The sequence below is a fragment of the uncultured Methylobacterium sp. genome (assembly GCF_964244095.1).
Classification (GTDB): domain Bacteria; phylum Pseudomonadota; class Alphaproteobacteria; order Rhizobiales; family Beijerinckiaceae; genus Methylobacterium.
In genome coordinates this window covers 1-2,982 of the sequence record NZ_CAXTHR010000258.1, presented here as the reverse complement: position 1 = coordinate 2,982, position 2,982 = coordinate 1, and the positions used below count along the sequence as shown (strand labels likewise).

The 2,982-nt window shown below is 73.0% G+C and carries 3 protein-coding genes; 2 read left to right on the top strand and 1 reads right to left on the bottom strand.

The features are described 5' to 3' along the window. A partial coding sequence (locus tag ACFE86_RS22140; RefSeq protein ID WP_375457465.1) for an ABC transporter ATP-binding protein occupies positions 1 to 1,171 on the bottom strand: 1,171 nt, incomplete at its 3' end. A 302-nt stretch (positions 1,172 to 1,473) separates the two neighbouring features. Between ACFE86_RS22140 and ACFE86_RS22135 the strand changes: the two genes are divergently transcribed. Both ACFE86_RS22135 and ACFE86_RS22130 read left to right on the top strand, forming a co-directional pair. After that, positions 1,474 to 2,370, top strand: coding sequence for a transglycosylase SLT domain-containing protein (locus tag ACFE86_RS22135; protein WP_375457464.1), 897 nt, complete (start codon positions 1,474 to 1,476; stop codon positions 2,368 to 2,370). 185 nt (positions 2,371 to 2,555) lie between these two features. Next, positions 2,556 to 2,982: alpha/beta hydrolase (locus ACFE86_RS22130; protein ID WP_375457463.1), on the top strand; the 427-nt coding region annotated here is incomplete at its 3' end.

Below are 2,982 nucleotides of genomic sequence, written 5' to 3'. Positions count from 1 at the left end.
GCACCAGCAGGCCCTCGGCGACGATGTCGGCCACCGACATCCGCGGCGAGAGCGAACCGTAGGGGTCCTGGAAGACCACCTGCATGTCCCTGCGCAGCGGCCGCATCGCGGCGACGCCGTAGCGTGCGATGTCGTGACCGAGGAACACGATTCGTCCCTCCGAGCCGGTAAGCCGCAGGAGCGCGAGGCCGAGCGTGGTCTTGCCCGAGCCGGATTCGCCGACCACGCCCACGGTCTCGCCCGCGCGCACCCGCAGGCTGACGCCGTCCACCGCCTTGACGTGGCCGGTGGTGCGCCGGAGCCAGCCCTGCTTCAGCGGGAACCACACCTTCAGCGGCCCGGCCTCGACCAGCGGTGCCGCATCCGCGGCGACCGGATTGCCACGGCCCCTGGGCTCGGATGCGATCAGGCGGCGGGTGTAGGCGTGCTGCGGGTTCGCGAACACCTCGGCGACCGGCCCGGCCTCGACGATCCGGCCTTCGAGCATCACGCAGACCCGCGAGGCGATGCGTTCGACGATGCCGAGATCGTGGGTGATGAACAGCATCGCCATGCCGAGCCGTCTCTGGAGGTCGGCCAGCAGCGACAGGATCTGCGCCTGCACCGTCACGTCGAGCGCCGTCGTCGGCTCGTCGGCCACCAGCAGGTCGGGCTCGCAGGCGAGCGCCATCGCGATCATCACCCGCTGGCGCTGGCCTCCGGACAACTCGTGCGGATAGGCGCCGATGCGGCGCGCGGCGTCGCGCAGGCCCACAAGTTCGAGCAGTTCGAGGATGCGTGCCCGCGCCCGCCTGCCCGACAGGCCGCGATGCAACCCCAGCACCTCGCCGATCTGCCGCTCGATCGTGTGAAGCGGGTTGAGCGAGGTCATCGGCTCCTGGAACACCATCGTGATGTCGGCGCCGCGCACCGAGCGCATCGCCGTCTCGGGCAGCGCCAGCAGGTCGCGCCCCTTAAACACGATGCGCCCGCCCGGGTGGTGGGCCGCCCCGTCGAGCAGGCGCAGGATCGAGAGCGCGGTGACCGACTTGCCCGAGCCGGATTCGCCGACGAGCGCCAGCGTCTCGCCGGCCGAGATCGTGAAGCCCACCCGGTCGACGGCCAGGCTCTCGCCCCCGCGCGAGCGGAAGGCGACCGAGAGATCCTCGACGGAGAGCAGCGGCTCGGGCATCAATCGCGTTCGATCGGTGGCGTTGGCCGACCTTTATAGCGCGGCCGCGGCCCCACAGTGAACCGTCGCGGACCATCGGGAGCGTTTCGTGGAGGCGACGGCCGGCGCGTTCGCGGGCGACCACGCGAGGCGTGTCCATGCTCCTTCCCGGACGGGGAGGAGGTCGAGATGAGGATCGTTGCGTCATACCGGAGCATTCCCATCCCTGTTCCCCTCGCCCTCGGGAACCCGCGCTTCGTCCGGTGGATGACGGGGCCCGGCGTCGGCGGCGCCTCGCAGCCCCGTGCCGGAACCTCCTCGCCATGGCCGCCTTCGTCGTGCTCGTCAGTTCGGCGCACGCCGCACCCTCGGACGGGGCGGGCGAGACCGTCGAGCAGGCGCTCTGCCGGCTGATCGAGGGGTCGGCCCGGGCGCGCGGGCTGCCGGTCCCGTTCCTGACCCGGCTGATCTGGCGCGAGAGCGCGTTCCGCGTCGGCGTCGTGAGCCCGGTCGGCGCGCAGGGGGTGGCGCAGTTCATGCCCGGCACCGCGCGCGAGCGCGGTCTCAGCGATCCGTTCGACCCGGAACAGGCGATCCCGCACGCCGCGCACCTGCTCTCCGACCTGAGAGGGCAGTTCGGCAACCTCGGGCTCGCGGCGGCGGCCTATAACGGCGGCGCGGGACGGGTGGGCAACTGGCTCGCCGGCACCGGCGGCCTGCCCGTGGAGACCCGCGCCTACGTCCTGGCCATCACCGGCGCCCCGGCCGAGGACTGGCGCGGTCCCTCGCCGACGATCGGGACGGGTCCACCTGAGGACGGCGACGGCAGGCCGCAGGAGGCGAAGCCCGCGCAGGCCGCGGCCGAGCCGCGCCCGGAGGCGCCGCAATCCTGCCTCCAGGTGACGGCGTCCCTGCGCGTCCCAGCGCGCGGCGACCGCTTCGCCCTGAATCCCAACGAGGGCCCGGCCGCGCCCTGGGGCATCCAGCTCGCCGGGAACTTCTCGAAATCGCTGGCGCTCCGAAGCTTTTCGCGCGCGCGCGCCACCTACGCCCGGGTGATCGGCGAGGTCCGCCCGATGATCGTCGGCACGCGGCTGCGCAACCGCGGCACCCGCGCGTTCTACCGCATCCGCATCCCGGCCGAGAGCCGGCAGGCGGCGGACGCTCTGTGCGGACGCATTCGCATCGCGGGCGGCGCCTGCCTCGTGCTGCGGACCTGACCGCCGGCGCAGCACCGGAACTTCGCTCCGTTCCGGTCATGAATCCGCCCCGAGGCGCATGCCATCTGCCGTCCTGACGCGCATCCCGGCAAAGCGGACGCCGGGATGCGCGGCAGGACGAGGAGCCGGCGCCGTGACCGGACCCCGCGGGGTTGGGCGCGGCCCCGGCGTCAGCTAGGAACCGAATGATACGCGTCTTCACGGCCCTCGCCAGCCTCGCCGGCCTCCTGCTCGCCGGGCTCGGCATCGCCGCCTGCTCGCCGCTTGCGCTGTTCGACGCGATCGGGCCGCGGGATGCCGGGGGCCGGCAGGTTCTCCGCGACGCGCCGTTCGGCGAAGGGCCGCGGCGCAGGCTCGACGTCTATGCGCCGGTGGCGGCGCCCGAGAACGCGCCGGTCCTCGTGTTCTTCTACGGCGGCTCCTGGCAGGACGGCTCGAAGGAGGACTATGCCTTCGTCGGCCAGGCGTTCGCCGCGCAGGGCTTCGTCACCGTGCTGCCGGATTACCGGCTCTATCCCGAGGCGCCCTTCCCCGCTTTCCTGGAGGACGGTGCGGCCGCCGTCGCCTGGGTGCGCGACAACATCGCGGCCTATGGCGGCGACCCGCGCCGCA

Coding starts and splice junctions, on each gene's coding strand:
- ACFE86_RS22135 (WP_375457464.1), top strand. CDS start 1,474: ATGGCCGCCTTCGTCGTGCTCGTCAGTTCGGCGCACGCCGCACCCTCG.